This window comes from Rhodococcus sp. ARP2 (assembly GCF_001029585.1).
Lineage (GTDB): Bacteria > Actinomycetota > Actinomycetes > Mycobacteriales > Mycobacteriaceae > Rhodococcus_F > Rhodococcus_F erythropolis.
The window spans coordinates 136,241-152,014 of the sequence record NZ_LEKE01000089.1 but is presented as its reverse complement, the minus strand read 5'-3'; the positions used below and the strand labels follow the sequence as shown (position 1 = coordinate 152,014).

Below are 15,774 nucleotides of genomic sequence, written 5' to 3'. Positions count from 1 at the left end.
CGACAACTGCCCCACCCATCAGTCTGCCGAAGGATCGTCATGGACGCCGTCACCAATGTCCCCCACCCCTCCAACGAGCCGGTCAACAATTACGGACCGGGAAGCCCGGAACGATCACGCCTACGCACCAAACTTTCCGAACTGGCCGAGACACCCACCGACATCCGACAGGTCATCGGGGGCGTCCACCGAACTGCGGAAGGCAAGCGGGAGAACGTAGTTCAACCACACCGTCACAGCTCGGTCATCGGATCGTTTGCGGGCGCAACGCACTCGGATGTTCGTGATGCCATCGACGCCGCTACGCTCGCCGCCCCGGCCTGGCGCGACCTCTCGTTCGACGACCGCGCGGCGGTCTTCCTCCGCGCCGCCGATCTACTTTCCGGCCCGTGGCGCGAAACCATCGCCGCCGCAACAATGCTCGGTCAGTCGAAGACCGCATATCAGGCCGAGATCGATGCCCCGTGCGAACTGATAGATTTCTGGCGTTTCAACGTCGCGTTCGCACGTCAGATACTCGCCGACCAACCCGTTTCCGCTCCGGGAGTGTGGAATCGCGTCGAATATCGACCACTCGAAGGTTTTGTCTATGCGATCACCCCCTTCAATTTCACCGCCATCGCCGGAAATCTCCCCACCGCACCGGCCCTGATGGGCAACACCGTGATCTGGAAGCCGTCACCGACGCAGGCCGTCGCGGCGTACCTGACGATGCAACTACTCGAAGCCGCCGGCCTCCCACCCGGGGTGATCAATCTTGTTCTCGGCGAAGGACCCACGGTGTCGGAGGTCGCGCTGGCCGACCCGCGCTTGGCGGGCATCCACTTCACCGGATCGACCGCAACGTTCCAGCGTTTGTGGCGTGAGGTCGGAGCCAACATCTCGAACTACCGGACGTATCCGCGTCTCGTCGGCGAAACCGGCGGCAAAGATTTTGTACTCGCACACAGTTCCGCAGACCCCGACGTACTCACGACGGCATTGATCCGCGGGGCCTTCGATTATCAGGGACAGAAATGCTCGGCCGCGTCACGGGCATTCGTCCCGAAATCGGTGTGGGCCAAGATGGGCGACACGTTCATCGACACAGTGTCGTCACTGAAGTACGGCGACGTCACCGACCTGACGAACTTCGGCGGCGCCGTCATCGACCAGCGTTCCTTCGACCGCAATGCCGCCGCGATCGTCCGAGCCAAGTCGACCGGCAGCCTCACCATCGCAGCAGGCGGCGACTACGACGACCGCGAAGGATTCTTCATCTCGCCGACGGTCCTGCTCGGTGACGACCCCAGTGACGAGGCCTTCAGCACCGAGTACTTCGGCCCCATACTCTCCCTGCACGTCTACGACGACTCCGCACCGAATGCCTACGCCGACATCCTCGCTCGTATCGACAGCGGATCCGCGTACGCCCTGACCGGTGCCGTGATCGCCACCGACCGTGCGGCCGTCGATCAAGCTCACCACGGTCTGCGGTTCGCCGCCGGAAACTTCTACGTCAACGACAAGCCGACGGGCGCGGTAGTCGGACAACAGCCCTTCGGCGGTGCGCGGGCTTCCGGTACCAACGACAAGGCCGGTTCACCGCAGAACCTGCTCCGTTGGACGTCGACACGCACCGTCAAGGAAACCTTCGTTCCTCCCACCGATCATCGCTACCCCCACCAGGACGTCGATCCAGCCGAGAGCGAGAACCGTTGATGAGTGCCGTCTCGCTGAGCAACCCGCTGCGCCCGGTACTCCTCGCGGCGGCACGCTCGTCGCGGCTGGAGAAGACAGTCTCCGGGATGACCTTGACCCGCAAGCTGGTAGACAGGTTCGTCGCCGGGGACGCGGAACCCGCAGCGGTCTCTGCCGTACGCGACATCCTCACCAGTGGCCGGTTCGTGACGGTCGACTACCTCGGCGAGGACACTACCGATCCAGCTCAGGCAACAGCTACCGTCGACGCCTATCTCTCCCTTCTCCGCTCGTACGCAACGCTTTCCGAAGCGGCTGGGACGCAACACACCCTCGAGGTTTCGCTCAAGCTCTCAGCGTTAGGGCAGTCACTTCCCGGTGACGGCGAGAAGATCGCCCTGGCGAACGCTCACCGAATCGTCACAGCGGCAGACGAAGTGGGCGCGTGGGTCACCGTCGATGCGGAGGATCACACCACCACCGACTCGACACTGTCCATCGTCGAAGAGTTGCGCCGCGACTTCCCGACGCTCGGCACGGTCCTGCAGGCGTATCTGCACCGCACCGAGGCCGACTGCCGGCACTTCTCCGGATCAGGTTCACGAATTCGGCTGTGCAAGGGTGCATACAAGGAACCGGCCGACGTTGCGTTCCAAAAGCCCGGCGAAGTCGACGCGTCGTACCTGCGTTGCCTGAAGGTCTTGATGGAAGGTGACGGGTACCCGATGGTCGCCTCCCACGATCCCACCATGATCGACGCCGCCCTCGAACTCGCCACATTGACCGAACGGACAGCCGAGGATTTCGAGTTTCAGATGCTCTACGGCATCCGCGACGGCGAACAACGCAGATTGGTAGCCGAAGGCAATCACCTGCGGGTCTACGTTCCCTACGGCAGCCAGTGGTACGGCTACTTCATGCGTCGCCTGGCGGAACGGCCGGCCAACCTCATGTTCTTCATGCGCTCACTCGCCTCCAACAACTAGGTGCTGGAAACCGGTGGTAGCGGTGGCAACTCGAGGTTCTCACGGAAGGTACCCCCGACGTAATCTGTTCCCACGATTCTGCGCTTGCGTAGTTCCGGCAGCAGTCCGTTCGTGACGAAATCGCGTGTACGCGGATCGGCAAGGTCACCGAGCGTGATGACGTCGAGTACGCCCGCGTCGTATCGTTCCTCGATCGCGTCCGCGAGCTGTTCCGGGGTGCCCGCCGCTGCCCAGTGGCCGGTGTCCTTGGACGCGATGATCAACTCACGCAGAGTCTTTCCTTGTGATGCGAGCTTGCCGAAGATCTCGACCCGGCCCCGTCGTCGATTCACCGACGACGGGTCCGGCAACAACGACTCCGGGATCGGCCGATCCAGCGGCAATTCCGAGAAATCCACGTCACCGCCGAACATGTCGGCAAGCCTCGTGCGACCGGCGTCGAAGTCCGTCGATTCCTCGGCTTCTCTGACCAATCGTTCGACTTCGGTTTCGGTAGCGCCGTACGTTGCGTGGAACGAGCTGAAAATCAGTGGCAGTTCGTCCCCACGCCCCAACTCTGCCGCCCGGGCGCGGATCGTCTTCGTGTAGGTGACCGCGTCCTCGAAGGTTGCGAGAGAAGTGAATACGACCTCCGCGAAGCGAGCACCCAGTTCGATACCTCCGGCAGATTGGCCGGCCTGGAATTGGACCGGACGACGCTGCGGCAGGGAGGGGATGTTCAGCGGCCCCTGCACCGTGAAGTACTTGCCTCGATGCTCGATGGGGACCACCCTCGACGGATCGAGCACGGCTGAGCCCTCTCCCCGGGTCAGGGCGCCGGGCTTCCAGCTGTCGAAGAGTGCGTTGACCACCTCGAGCGATTCGGCCGCTCGGGCGTACCGCTCCTCCGGACTCGGCAGGTCCAGGTCGCTGTAGTTCTCTTCTCCGAGTGAGGAAGTGACGGCATTCCATGCGGCTCGACCATTGCTGACGTGGTCCAGGGTGCCGAACAACCGTGCCAGGTTGAAAGGGTGATGAAATGTTGTCGTGACGGTGGCGATCAGCCCCACATGGGTGGTGACCGCACTCAGCGCGGCAAGGAAGATCAACGGCTCCTGCGCACCGATCGCGCCCTGCGCGCCGAAACTCAGCAGGTCGGCGGCAAACAGTCCGTCGATCTTGTTCGCCTCGGCCGTCTTTGCGACGTCGATCGCGGACGCGACCGTCGAAGTCGTCGGATCGATCGCGGCGTCGTAGATACTCACCGCCCCGCTGACACCGGTCACCGTCTTGAGTGGACGCCTACGATCGGCCACCGACCATCCTCCTGGCTTCGCGAAATCTGTTCCGAATTCACAACGCTAGACCGATCCTGGCTCCCGACAAGGTATTCACTCAGCCTGGTTCTATCCCTCCGAGCACCGCTTGGTCACGCACCGGATTTACGGGCCCGATAGGCGGCGACGTGCGCCCTGTTCCCACAGTTTCCGGTGTCGCAGTATCGCTTCGAACGATTGCGCGACAAATCCACGAAGACCGCTTCGCAGTCCGGGGCCTCGCACCATCGCAACCGCGAGAATTCGTCGGTTCGGATCAGATCGAGCACACCCATCGCCGCTTCTGCGGCCATCCGGTCCACCAGTGGCGAATCGTCAGCGGTGACGTGCAGATGCCAGCCGAGGTCGTCGTGCCTGGTGAGCCGCGGCCTCGCGCCGGATTCGAGTAGCAGCGTGTTCACCACCTCGACGGCGTCGTCCACTCCCGCGGCTTCCCAGAACTTTCGCAGTCGTGGACGCAGCGCACGAACCGCCGTCAATTCCTCCCGCGTGCCGTCCCGCCTGCCGGTCCAATGATCCGCGTCGAGAAACCGTGTCAGCTCCTCTTGATCCGGAAGCAGTTCAGCCCCGCCGCGGGCCGTGTTGACCAACGACGCGGCGAAGACGAGCGCCGATTCCGTGTCACCAGCAAAATGCACTTTGACTCCTGAGCTCTATCAACCTAATGTCAGCATCGTAATCGCTTTTACTCCTGACGGGTGACGACGTGAACTCTCGCAACGGCTTGATCTTCGCTCTGCTGTCCGCGGCAACGTTCGGCGTCTCGGGCCCGTTCGCGAAGTCTCTCATCGAATCGGGGTGGTCCCCCGGCGGCGCAGTGTTCGCGCGCGTTGCCGGCGGCGCACTGGTGATGATGGCGATCGCCGTAGCCACCCAATGGCCTCGCCTACGACAGGTGAGCGCCAACACGCGAACGGTACTGCTGTACGGGGTGTTCGCGATCTCGGGCGTTCAACTGTGCTTCTTCAATGCCGTGCAACATCTTTCGGTCGGCGTCGCATTGCTTCTCGAGTACCTTGCACCGATCATCGTCATCGGATGGGTGTGGATAACCAAGGGCGCGCGTCCGAGCGTGCAGACGCTTCTCGGTGCGGCGGTTGCCATGATCGGCGCCGCCGTGGTGATCGACGTCTTCGGATCGGCAGAGATCAGTGCCGTCGGAGTCGCCTGGGGACTGGCCGCCGCGGCATGCCTTGCAGTCTATTTCGTCATTTCCGAACGTGCGGACGGTGATCTCCATCCTGTTGTGCTCGCGGCATCGGGGCTCACGGTCAGTGCAGTGGTCATCGGCGCGCTCGGACTCGTCGGCGTCCTCCCCCTCCAGTTCTCGGCCTCGAACGCCGTCGTGGCAGACCATTCGGTGAACGTATGGCTGCCGGTGGTGGTCCTGGTCCTGGTCAGCACTGTCATTGCCTATCTCACCGGCATCGCCGCAATCACGCTGCTGGGGCCGACAATCGGATCTCTCGTAGCGCTGACCGAAGTGCTGTGCGCGGTCCTCGCCGCGTGGATCCTGGTCGGGGAATCCGTCACTGCACTCCAAGCTGTGGGTGGCGCAGCAATCATCGCGGGGTTGGTCCTCGCGCGCCTCGGCCAGGTTGCACCGAATCAGATACCGGCCGACCCGATGACAAATGTCATGGCAGAAGAATGACGGACGGACGAGGGATTACGACCTCGAAGCGAGCAGATTCTATGTATGACCTCAGCACAGGCACAGCATTCACCACAGGCACTGCACACACTCACTGAAGGATCGGCACACGACGCCGTCCGGTTGACCGGACTTCGCAAGAGTTTCGGAACCGTCGACGCCGTCAAGGGTATCGACCTGAGCATCCGCCCCGGCGAGATCGTCGCGTTCCTCGGCCCGAACGGCGCAGGCAAGACGACAACCATCGACATGATCCTCGGCCTGTCCCGGCCGACGTCGGGCGACGTGAGCGTCTTCGGAATGTCACCGCGATCGGCGATCGCCCGCGGACTCGTCTCCGCAGTCATGCAGACCGGCGGACTACTGAAAGAGCTGACGGTTGCCGAGACGGTGCAGCTGACCGCCAGCCTGTACGCCCAATCCCGTCCGGTCGACGAAGTGCTGGGGAGAGCCGGAATCCTCGACATCTCCGATCGCCTGGTCAGCAAATGCTCAGGCGGACAACAACAGCGGTTGCGATTTGCGATGGCGTTGCTGTCGAACCCGCAATTGCTCATTCTCGACGAGCCCACCACCGGCATGGACGTCGAAGGGCGTCGGGACTTTTGGTCCGCCATCCGCGCCGACGCAGATCACGGTCGCACTGTGCTTTTTGCGACGCACTACCTCGAAGAGGCCGATGTCTACGCCGACCGCATCATCCTGGTCAGGCAAGGCACCGTGGTCGCAGACGGGACCACCGCCGAGGTCAAGGCGATGGCGTCCGGGCGCACCCTGCGCGCGACTGTTCCAGGCATCACCGACGAACTTCTGCGAGCCATACCGAACTCCGACGCCGTCGAGGTGCGCGGTGAGTCACTGCTCGTGCACTCGGGTGACACCGATGCCGTTGCACGGTTCCTGTTGACCAATACCCAGGCTCGCGATCTCGAAATCGTCTCGCGTGGCCTCGAAGACGCATTCATCGCACTCACGTCGAACAACTCCGAAGGACAGAAGTGATGACCACTGCAACCGAAGCGAACACCTACGGAGCCGAGCGAACCGTCGTACCTCTCGGCGGATTCAACACGACGCTACTGCGACTGGAATTTCGTCGCCTGACCCGCAATCGGCGCACGATGATCTTCACGCTCGTCATGCCGGTTGTCTTCTTCCTCGTCTTCGGTCTCGGTCAAGGCGACGACGACCACGGGATCGGGCACGGCAATGTCGCCGCGTACATCATGATCAGCATGGCTCTCTACGGCGCGATGCTGGCCACCACCAGCGGCGGAGCGATGGTCTCGATCGAACGAGCGTCCGGATGGAGCCGACAACTTCGGCTGACTCCCCTGACCCCGGTCGCCTACATCGCCGTCAAACTGATCATGGCGATGCTGCTCGGTCTCGTCTCTATCCTTGTCGTCTACGTCGTCGGCGCGTTCACCTCGGCGCAGATGGACGGATCACTCTGGTTCACAACGGCATTGATCGCCTGGTTGGGATCGTCGATCTTCGCGGCCTTCGGCCTGTTCATGGGGTATCTACTCCCCAGTGAGAACGTCATGCAGTTGCTCGGACCGGGACTGGCTCTGCTCGCCTTCGGCGGCGGACTCTTCGTACCGCTCACCGACGGTTCCGTATGGGCGACCATCGCACAGTTCACCCCGATGTTCGGCATCAACGCCCTCGCCCACGCACCGTTGACGGGCAATAGCATTCACTGGACCTGGATCGTCAATATCCTGGTGTGGTTCGCCATCTTCGCCGGCGGAGCGATCTGGCGGTTCCAACGAGATACGGAGCGTGTGTAGTTGTCGCAAACGACTGACCGAGAAGATTCCGTCGCGCTCCCGCGGCGGAATCGTTTCGGCGTTCTCTTCGCGGCGGTCTGGATGGTATTTCTCGGCGGGCCGCTGATCGAGGGATGGAATCTGCGCGACGAACTGCGCGGCTGGACAGGGATTCTCGCGACGGTCGCCTTCGGTGCGCTCTATCTCTACACGTTCGCCACAACACAGCAGCGGCGTCGAATGACAATGACTCGGCCGACGATTCGCGAAGCTGCACTGGCTTTGGCCGCCTTGACCGCGTTGGCCGCCGTGATGATCGTCAGCGTCGGGCCGACTGGTTTGGCAGCCGCACCGTATCTCGCGGTGACAGCGGTGACGCTGCTGCCGACCGTCGCGGGCGGCATTCTCGCCTTGGTGTTCGCGGCCTCCGTGGAGATAGTCAGCCTCTCGTCCGGGTGGGGGAACTACTCCGGACTCTCGCTCGGAGTCTGCGCGGCCGCATTCGCGACCTGGGGCATCATGTCCCTGATCAGCCGCAACTTCGCCATGCTCCATGAACGCGAAGAGCAGGAGCAGCGGGCAATCATGGAGGAGCGAACGAGGATGGCGCGCGATCTGCACGACATCCTCGGACACTCGCTGACCGTCATCACGATCAAAGCCGAACTGGCCAATCGCCTACTCGATGTCGATATCGAACGTGCGCGCAACGAACTCGACGACCTCGAAAGACTTTCGCGTGACGCGTTGGCAGACGTGCGCTCGGCCGTCGAAGGATTTCGTGGGATTTCTCTTCCCGTCGAAATAGCCCGAGCACGAGAGGCATTGCGTGCGGCTGGCATCGAGGACGAGGTGCCGAGCAGTACCGACATGGTTCCCACGCGTCTTCGCGAACTCTTTGCATGGACGATCCGTGAGGGCGTCACCAACGTCGTTCGACACAGCGGTGCGACCCACTGCCGGATCACGGTCGACGAAAAAAGTGCGTCGGTCGTCGACGACGGGCAAGGGGCCGGGTCGACGTCTTCCGGCAACGGTCTGATCGGATTACGCGAGCGCGCCGGAGCGTCGGGCGCACGAGTGATCATCACTCATCCCCAGCCGCAGGGGTTTGCACTTCAGGTAGTCGAACAGGAGACAGAGTGAACAGCCAGGGCGATCGAGCAACCATACGGCTGCTCTTGGCGGACGACCAGGCGCTCGTGCGAGGAGCGTTGGCCGCACTACTCGATCTGGAATCCGACCTCTCCGTGGTGGCCGAGGTCGGTCGCGGCGACGAGGTTGTGGCCGCTGTTCTCGAACACCGCCCGGATGTCGCGCTTCTGGACGTCGAGATGCCCGGCATGGACGGAATCGCCGCGACGGCGGCCCTTCGCGAGGCAGCACCCGACACCCGAGTCCTGATCGTCACCACGTTCGGACGTCCCGGATTTCTTCGCAAAGCCCTGCACGCCGGGGCCGGCGGGTTCGTCGTCAAGGACACACCCGCCAGGCAGTTGGCCGACGCAGTCAGGCGTGTCCACGCCGGACTGCGCGTCGTCGATCCCACCCTTGCGGCCGACAGCCTCGTCAGCGGCGAGTCGCCCCTGACGGAGCGTGAGACCCAAGTACTGCGCGCCGCTCACGACGGCGCACCCGTGGCAGCCATCGCAGGGGCGCTCTTCTTGTCCGCAGGGACAGTTCGAAATCATCTGTCATCCGCGATGGGCAAGACAGGTGCGTCGACGCGCGCGGAAGCCGTCAGAATCGCCGAGTCGAACGGCTGGCTCTGATCCGCATGGCCGGAATCCACTTCCCCGGCAAATAGTTCGCCGTTCGATTCTTGACGGCGATTTGTCCAGATCACTCAAAGTAGGGACCTTCTACCCTAGGGATTTTCCCTGCAAACAACCCCCTTCGCGAGAATCCAAAACAGCTAATCGTTCGATAACTGGCTATGATGCAGTTAATTGAATCGACGGAGCCTGTGCGTAACGGGGGAAGGGACGTCTCATGTCGAACCAGTTCAACGATCGCTTGAACTCGCTGTTCGAGACTGCCGACTTTCACGTCACCAACGCGATGGTCGTTCGCGGCATGACCGAGTTCGGCTGCCGCATCTCGACGCCGTACCTGTCCCAACTGCGCACCGGCGTCCGAACCAACCCGTCACCCGAAGTGGTTGCCGCCCTCGCCCACTTCTTCAACGTCCATCCGGACTACTTCTACGCCCCGTCCGATCAAACTCCGCCCGCGATCTCGGGCGGCGAGGCGGACCTCTCTCTCCTCGAACAGCTGCACAACGTGCGCCTGCGAAACCTCACCTCTCGCGTCGTCGATCTATCGCCGTCTTCGCAGGATCTGCTTGTCGAAATGGCGGAGAATCTACGTTCCTCCGAGAATCTTCCGCGCGTACCACCGGACTCGAATTCCTACATGTCACGCGCGTAGCGCCCTTCGCCGACTCTCCTTGACTGCTCAGGGAGGGTTGGCCTTATGCTGGTCGATGCAGCTGGTTCGCCCGGCGCGGTCATGAGGAGCCCCGAAGACCGTTCCCGGCGTCGAAGCCCCGTCAGCGCAAGCTGTCGGAGTGAGAGGGAACCCGGTGAAAATCCGGGACTGTCCCGCAGCGGTAAGCAGGAACGACCGCCGTTTATGTGCACTGGGCATCCGCCTGGGAAGCGACGGCCAGTAGGTTCGATCCAACTCGATCGAGTGCCCGCGAGTCCGAAGACCTGCCGACTGTGTCGGGCACGCCGTGCCCGACGGTCCACCGCCTCGTGGAATGGGCGTGTAGATCTCCATCGGACCTCGTGTGCGGTGCGGGCAGTACTGTCCGCCGAAACTCGAGGTCTCGTGAGGTGTACCCGTCTGCCGGCAGTGGCCATCAATGCATTGGCAATCTGGAGAAACTCCGTGACAACAACATTCACTTCGACCGTGCTGGGCTCACCGCGCATCGGTCCTCATCGAGAACTCAAGCGGGCAACCGAAAGCTACTGGGCAGGGCGCATCGACGCCGACGCCCTGCAGGCTGTCGCCCGTGACCTCCGTCGGCAGGGCTTGGCCGACCTCCGTGACCTGGGCCTCGACTCCATCCCGGTCAATACCTTCTCCTTCTACGACCAGATGCTCGACACCGCAGTTCTTCTCGGCGCGCTGCCCGACCGCGTCGCGTCGGTCGCCGATCCGTTGGACCGCTACTTTGCCGCTGCCCGTGGGACGGACACCATCGCGCCACTCGAAATGACGAAGTGGTTCGACACCAACTACCACTACCTGGTGCCGGAGATTTCACCGTCCACCACGTTCGCACTCGACCCGTCCAAAGTCTTGTCCGAACTGGCAGAAGCACTTTCCGACGGCATTGCAGCCCGCCCGGTCGTCATCGGACCGGTCACCTTCCTGCTGCTCTCGAAGGCTGTCGGCACAGACGAGCCGCTGCTCTCGCGGCTCGACGAACTACTCCCCCTCTACGCGGATCTACTCGGTCGGCTCGCGAAGGCCGGTGCGAGCTGGGTTCAGTTCGACGAACCCGCCCTCGTGGGCGATCGCACCGATGAGGAAATCGAAGCGGCACGCGCTGCGTACGAACAGCTTTCAGCGCTGTCCAAGCGGCCGTCGATCCTGTTGGCGTCGTACTTCGGTTCGCTGCGTGACGCGTTGCCCGCGCTTGCGTCCACCGGCGTCGAAGGATTTGCCGTCGACCTGGTGGCCGGTCAGGATTCGATCGGCTCCGTACCTGAACTCGCCCGCAAACTAATCGTCGCCGGAGTGGTCGACGGACGAAACATCTGGCGGTCCGATCTGGACTCGGCACTGAGCACTTTGGGTGCCTTGCTCGGCAGCGTGGACACGCTTGCCGTCTCCACGTCATGCTCCCTGCTGCACGTTCCGTACACACTCGACGCTGAGTCCGATGTCGACAAGGCCCTGCGCTCGTGGCTCGCGTTCGGCACCGAGAAGGTCAAGGAAGTAGTAACTCTCGCAACCGCTCTCACACAGGGCCGAGAGTCGGTGGAGGACGAGTTCGCTCTGGCACGAGCGGCCGCGTCGACCCGCAAGGACGATCGCAGACTCAATGATGCGAGTGTTCGAGGCCGTCTGGACGCGGTGCTGAACTCGGCGACCGGTCGCGCGCCCGCCGCCGAACGTCGCGCTGCCCAGGACGAGCTGCTTTCTCTGCCGCCGCTGCCCACGACGACCATCGGTTCATACCCGCAAACCTCGAAGATCCGCATCGCTCGCGCAGCACTGCGCAAAGGTGAGATCGACGAAGCCGAGTACGTCAACCGTATGCGCGCCGAGATCGCCGAAGTTGTTGCGCTCCAGGAAAAGCTGGACCTGGACGTGCTTGTTCACGGTGAGCCGGAACGCAACGACATGGTCCAGTACTTCGCGGAGCAGTTGGACGGATTCTTCGCCACCGCCAACGGTTGGGTCCAGTCGTACGGCACCCGCTGCGTGCGTCCGCCGATTCTGTACGGCGACGTCTCGCGCCCGAAGCAGATGACCGTCGACTGGATCACGTACGCACAGTCCCTGACCGACAAGCCGGTCAAGGGCATGCTCACCGGACCCGTCACCATTCTGGCCTGGTCGTTCGTCCGCGACGACCAACCCCTCGCCGACTCGGCAAATCAAGTCGCACTGGCCATTCGAGACGAGACCGTCGACCTGCAGGCCGCCGGAATCGGAATCATCCAGGTCGACGAACCGGCTCTGCGAGAACTGCTCCCACTGCGTGCCGAGGATCAGCGCGCCTACCTGGACTGGTCGGTCGGCGCCTTCCGGTTGGCCACCTCGGGCGTCGCGGATTCCACTGCGATCCACACGCACCTGTGCTACTCCGAGTTCGGAGCGGTGATCGGCGCCATCGCCGGCCTCGACGCGGACGTCACGTCCATCGAGGCGGCACGCTCACACATGGAGGTCCTCGACGATCTCAGTTCGGTCGGGTTCGATCTCGGCGTCGGCCCCGGTGTCTACGACATCCACTCGCCGCGGGTGCCGAGCGTCGACGAGATCGCGGAGTCGCTACGCGAAGCACTCAAAGCTGTTCCAGTCGAACGATTGTGGGTCAATCCGGACTGCGGATTGAAGACACGGGGGCCGATCGAGGTCGAAGCGTCGCTTCGTAACCTCGTCGAGGCCGCGAAGGTGGTACGAGCGGAGCTTTAGGGGCGAAGCCCCGGTGCGCCTTTTTGGTAGTGGGCACTACCAAAAAGGCGCACGGGGGTCAGCTCAACCACGTGTTGCCGAAGAGCAGAATCCCGTCCGCACTCGGCATCACTCCGTGCACGTTCTCGCGCCACGGGATGAAAACCTTGCCGGAGTTGACCACGGCCATCGGCGCCGTCTCGTTGACCACGGTCTGAATATCGTCGATGACGGCTCGCCGCTCATCCTCGCCCGACGCTGTTTGCAGCTTGCCGAGCAACTCGTCCATCCGAGCGTTCTTGTAGCCGAGAATGTTCGACGGCGATTCGCTGAACAGGTTGCCGTACATACGCACGAACGGTGACTCTTCCAGCACGTTGAACGCGAAGTAGGACACGTCGTAGTCATGCTTCGCGTACAGCATGGAAATCAGATCGTTGATGCTGGTTGCGTAGGTGATGTCGACCGTGAAACCCACTGCCTGCAAGAGCGACTGAAACGTCAGTGCGCTGCGCTGCGTCGCCGGATCGTTCATACCGACGTACGTCAGTTTTCCGTCGTAACCGTCGGCCTTCGCCTCGGCGAGATACTTCTTCGCCGCCTCGGGGTCGAAGCCGTTCCCGGCCACCGATCCGTGCCACTGCGACCACGACGCGAACATGTCGGTGCCGGGTTCGCCGAAGCCGCCCTGAACTCGCTCGTTGAACGTAGTCGGGTCCACCGCAGCGACAATCGCCTTACGCACGCGCTCGTCCTTCGCTGCCCGATCGTCGCGCTGATTGATTGCCAGAACGCCGGCCATGCTGGCCGAGTACACAAATCCTGGATCACCGGCTTCGAAAGCCTCGTGTATGAAATCGGGAGACTTCAGATAGGCGACCTGAATTCCGTCGGTGTGCAATCCCTCGAGTTTGCTCTTCTCGTTGACGATTGCAGGAAAGCGCAACTTCTCGAGGTACGGTGCCCCGTCCCAGTACGTCGGACGGGCAGCGAGCACCAATTCGTCCTGGGAGGCGAACTTCTCGACGGTGAACGGACCTGCCCCGATCGGGGTGAACGTGCCGGTAGCCATCGACGAGGGCGCGACGATCATGCCGGGACCGGTGGTGAACATGATCGGGAACTCGTCCCACGGCTGCGCCAATGTGAAGACGACCGTACTCGGATCCGGTGAATTCGTCTCGCGCACAGTGGTCTTCCACACCAGCGCGTGAGTGCCCTTCTTCTGCAGATAGTGATCGATACTCCACAGGACTGCCGCACTGTCCATCGGAGTGCCGTCGCTGAAGGTGACGCCGTCGCGCAATTTCAGTGTCCACACCGTGTTGTCGCCGTTGGCCGACAAAGACTGCGCCAAGTGGGGAACGTATTCGCCCGCCGCCGTATCGAAGCGCATCAGAAGGTCGTAGATGGCTGCCATTTCGCTACCACCGGTAGCGCCGCCGTCCTGACGGTCAGCCGGATCGAGACTGCTGATCCCGTTGTAGGTGGCAAACGACACGGTGCCACCCGAGCGCGGCTCTCCCCCGTTGTTCTGGTCACCGACAACTCCGACCGTCACGTCCGATGCATCCGTGGTCGTACCTTGGCTGCTACCGGCGCACCCCGTCACCACCAGTGTCGCCGACGCCAGGACAACCATCCAGATTCGAGAGCGAGCTCGGTACGAGCGCTTCATTGCGACTCACTTTCACAGTTCACGGACACGTCGATCCTTGGATCGGACATCCCGGCAGTTTTGTAAGTGAATTCTAGGTAAGGACGTTCCCTGCGTCTTCGTTTTCACAAAGCTGCAGCGATGATTCGCATTCACAGCGACAGAAACAAGAACTGAATTCTAGAGTGACACCGTTCAGCGAAGTACCAGTCCGATGACGTCTTCGACGTTCCGCTGGGCCTCTGCGAATCCGATCCGGCCACTGGTCCACAGTGCAAGGGCCGTCAACATCGTGCCGCCCATTGCCACGGCCGCAACCCGCGCCGTCTCGGCCGGAATACCGTCCATCAATTCGAACAGCATTCTCCGATGGGCAGCCGCGCGCTGATCCAACGACTCGATCACGAACTGATCCGAGGACGAATGGAGTTCGATCTCGAGTCGAGCGAAGTGAGGCCTACGCTCGAATGCCTTCATCTCGCGGCGATGAAGTGCCAGAACCCGTTCGTACGCATTGCTCTCTTCGCCGCCTGTTCGCGACTCCTCAGGACGACGAGCCGATTCGAGCCCGCTCCACGCCGTCATCGCCGCAGCAAGAAGTTGCTGTTTGGTCGGAAAGTAGCGATAGAGAGTGCCTAGCGCCACGCCTGAACGCTCCGACACTTCTTTCATCTGGATTCGATCCGACGGCATCGCTGCAAGCATCTCGACCACCGCCGTGGTCAATCGTCGTCTCCGCTCGAGTTGCCCCACCGACATGAGGTCGGTATCCAGGGGAAACTCGTCGCTGCGCACAGTCACGCGCGTCACGATAGTTCAGAACCTCGACCGCAGTGCCAGGTTGCGAAGTTTCATCAGAACCCCGAAATCTAGTACATAGATTAATCACCTGCCGATCGCGCTAGGGTTAGTCCATGAATGACCGGACAACCGATGACCAGTCAACCGTCGGCGAACTCAATTTCTGGTCGTTCATCGAACTGGCCAACAAAAAGCTGGCCACCGAACACGGCTTTCGCGATCAGCTCGCCACCGAGGTTCTCCTGACGCTCAACCGAGCCTCCAACGTCGTCACGTACGATCTCGAGTCGTCGATCCACCGCCCTCGAGGCTGGTCATGGTCCTCCTTCCGACTGTTGTTCGTCACCTGGCTGGCCGGTCCGATCGAGCCGAAGGCTGCCGCCGAGCTCACCGGAATGAGTAGGGCAGCGGTCTCCAATCTGTCCAAGTCGCTGTTGGCAGACGGATTGATCGATCGCCGGCCCACCGAGAACGACGGCCGTTCGGTCCAGCTGTACCTGACCGACAAAGGCCGAGAAGCCATGGTCGAAGCGTTTCGCGAGCAGAACGAACGCGAACACGCCTGGGTCAGCGTCCTGAGCGAGGCCGAACAGCGAATTCTTGTCATGCTCCTGGACAAACTGATCACCAACCGCAGCCAGTTCGACGTACGCGGACGTAACTGACATAGACCCGAACCCCCTTGAAGGGTTGCGCCCATCACATCATTTTAGTTAATGTATTTACTATCTGGTGGAGGTGAGCCAGGCAGAACAGCACAGAAGGA

At 62.3% G+C, this 15,774-nt stretch carries 14 protein-coding genes and 1 riboswitch; of the genes, 10 read left to right on the top strand and 4 right to left on the bottom strand.

Annotated features, from left to right (window positions below):
- The first annotated feature begins 39 nt into the window (after positions 1–39).
- Positions 40–1,701, top strand: coding sequence for an L-glutamate gamma-semialdehyde dehydrogenase (pruA, locus tag ABX74_RS24575; protein WP_041815188.1), 1,662 nt, complete (start codon positions 40–42; stop codon positions 1,699–1,701).
- Positions 1,701–2,666, top strand: coding sequence for a proline dehydrogenase family protein (locus tag ABX74_RS24570; RefSeq protein ID WP_019745000.1), 966 nt, complete (start codon positions 1,701–1,703; stop codon positions 2,664–2,666). Before pruA ends, ABX74_RS24570 begins: the two co-directional genes overlap by 1 nt.
- Here ABX74_RS24570 and ABX74_RS24565 read toward each other — a convergent pair.
- Together ABX74_RS24565 and ABX74_RS24560 are read right to left on the bottom strand one after the other, a co-directional pair.
- On the bottom strand, positions 2,663–3,961 hold the full coding sequence (locus ABX74_RS24565) for an NtaA/DmoA family FMN-dependent monooxygenase (RefSeq protein ID WP_020908855.1): 1,299 nt from the start codon (positions 3,959–3,961) through the stop codon (positions 2,663–2,665). The genes ABX74_RS24570 and ABX74_RS24565 overlap by 4 nt on opposite strands.
- Before the next feature lie 113 nt (positions 3,962–4,074).
- Positions 4,075–4,620 (bottom strand): CGNR zinc finger domain-containing protein, encoded by a 546-nt coding sequence (locus ABX74_RS24560; RefSeq protein WP_020908856.1) that lies wholly within the window; start codon positions 4,618–4,620, stop codon positions 4,075–4,077.
- Positions 4,621–4,688: 68 nt separating this feature from the next.
- Between ABX74_RS24560 and ABX74_RS24555 the strand changes: the two genes are divergently transcribed.
- From ABX74_RS24555 to metE, 7 genes are all read left to right on the top strand, one after another.
- A complete protein-coding gene (locus tag ABX74_RS24555; protein ID WP_020908857.1) occupies positions 4,689–5,636 on the top strand; it encodes an EamA family transporter in 948 nt (315 codons plus the stop codon).
- Positions 5,637–5,681: 45 nt separating this feature from the next.
- On the top strand, positions 5,682–6,638 hold the full coding sequence (locus ABX74_RS24550) for an ABC transporter ATP-binding protein (protein ID WP_020908858.1): 957 nt from the start codon (positions 5,682–5,684) through the stop codon (positions 6,636–6,638).
- On the top strand, positions 6,638–7,432 hold the full coding sequence (locus tag ABX74_RS24545) for an ABC transporter permease (RefSeq protein WP_019745005.1): 795 nt from the start codon (positions 6,638–6,640) through the stop codon (positions 7,430–7,432). Before ABX74_RS24550 ends, ABX74_RS24545 begins: the two co-directional genes overlap by 1 nt.
- On the top strand, positions 7,433–8,557 hold the full coding sequence (locus ABX74_RS24540) for a sensor histidine kinase (protein WP_019745006.1): 1,125 nt from the start codon (positions 7,433–7,435) through the stop codon (positions 8,555–8,557).
- Entirely contained in the window at positions 8,554–9,183 is a 630-nt protein-coding gene (locus ABX74_RS24535; RefSeq protein WP_019745007.1) for a response regulator transcription factor, read from the top strand. The genes ABX74_RS24540 and ABX74_RS24535 overlap by 4 nt, the downstream gene beginning before the upstream one ends.
- A 220-nt stretch (positions 9,184–9,403) precedes the next feature.
- Positions 9,404–9,841 (top strand): helix-turn-helix domain-containing protein, encoded by a 438-nt coding sequence (locus ABX74_RS24530; RefSeq protein WP_019745008.1) that lies wholly within the window; start codon positions 9,404–9,406, stop codon positions 9,839–9,841.
- Positions 9,842–9,946: 105 nt separating this feature from the next.
- A riboswitch (cobalamin riboswitch) is annotated at positions 9,947–10,148 on the top strand.
- Between the two features lie 158 nt (positions 10,149–10,306).
- Entirely contained in the window at positions 10,307–12,571 is a 2,265-nt protein-coding gene (gene metE, locus ABX74_RS24525; protein WP_020908859.1) for a 5-methyltetrahydropteroyltriglutamate--homocysteine S-methyltransferase, read from the top strand.
- Between the two features lie 58 nt (positions 12,572–12,629).
- Here metE and ABX74_RS24520 read toward each other — a convergent pair whose 3' ends face one another.
- Both ABX74_RS24520 and ABX74_RS24515 read right to left on the bottom strand, forming a co-directional pair.
- Positions 12,630–14,228: an ABC transporter substrate-binding protein gene (locus ABX74_RS24520; RefSeq protein ID WP_020908860.1), complete on the bottom strand. Its 1,599-nt coding sequence runs from the start codon at positions 14,226–14,228 to the stop codon at positions 12,630–12,632.
- A 174-nt stretch (positions 14,229–14,402) separates the two neighbouring features.
- Positions 14,403–15,017 (bottom strand): TetR/AcrR family transcriptional regulator, encoded by a 615-nt coding sequence (locus ABX74_RS24515; protein ID WP_041815189.1) that lies wholly within the window; start codon positions 15,015–15,017, stop codon positions 14,403–14,405.
- Positions 15,018–15,121: 104 nt separating this feature from the next.
- On the opposite strand from ABX74_RS24515, the gene ABX74_RS24510 reads away from it, so the two are divergent.
- Entirely contained in the window at positions 15,122–15,673 is a 552-nt protein-coding gene (locus ABX74_RS24510) for a MarR family winged helix-turn-helix transcriptional regulator (RefSeq protein ID WP_019745012.1), read from the top strand.
- Positions 15,674–15,774: the final 101 nt, after the last annotated feature.

Bases quoted from the DNA above. Each gene is read 5' to 3' on its own strand.
- pruA (WP_041815188.1), top strand. From the start codon at position 40: ATGGACGCCGTCACCAATGTCCCCCACCCCTCCAACGAGCCGGTCAAC.
- ABX74_RS24570 (WP_019745000.1), top strand. From the start codon at position 1,701: ATGAGTGCCGTCTCGCTGAGCAACCCGCTGCGCCCGGTACTCCTCGCG.
- ABX74_RS24550 (WP_020908858.1), top strand. From the start codon at position 5,682: ATGACCTCAGCACAGGCACAGCATTCACCACAGGCACTGCACACACTC.
- ABX74_RS24545 (WP_019745005.1), top strand. From the start codon at position 6,638: ATGACCACTGCAACCGAAGCGAACACCTACGGAGCCGAGCGAACCGTC.
- ABX74_RS24530 (WP_019745008.1), top strand. From the start codon at position 9,404: ATGTCGAACCAGTTCAACGATCGCTTGAACTCGCTGTTCGAGACTGCC.
- ABX74_RS24520 (WP_020908860.1), bottom strand. From the start codon at position 14,228: ATGAAGCGCTCGTACCGAGCTCGCTCTCGAATCTGGATGGTTGTCCTG.
- ABX74_RS24510 (WP_019745012.1), top strand. From the start codon at position 15,122: ATGAATGACCGGACAACCGATGACCAGTCAACCGTCGGCGAACTCAAT.